The 208-nt window shown below is 31.7% G+C and carries 1 protein-coding gene; it reads right to left on the bottom strand.

Annotation, left to right across the window (positions count from 1 at the left end):
- Positions 1-93 (bottom strand): Trm112 family protein (locus V6255_RS19050; RefSeq protein ID WP_341629492.1); only part of this gene is annotated, 93 nt, incomplete at its 3' end.
- Positions 94-208 lie beyond the last annotated feature (115 nt).

Genomic DNA, 208 nt, shown 5'->3' with positions numbered 1-208 from the left:
AGGAATACCATCTCTCACAGGGTAAGCTAAATGGTCAAATTTACAGATCAGATCATTATCAGCTTTATTATAAGCTAATTTACCTTTGCATATTGGTCAGGCAATGATATCCAATAGTTTAATATCAAACATTTTGATTCCTAAATCTGTTTTAATTTTTCTAGAAATGGTTGAGTAAATGTATCTGGGAGTAGTCCATCAATCGGTA

Source organism: Psychromonas arctica, from assembly GCF_038155225.1.
In the GTDB taxonomy this organism is placed as follows: Bacteria; Pseudomonadota; Gammaproteobacteria; order Enterobacterales; family Psychromonadaceae; genus Psychromonas; species Psychromonas arctica_B.
The sequence above is the reverse complement of the archived record's forward strand: the minus strand, read 5'-3'. Positions and strand labels throughout refer to the sequence as shown.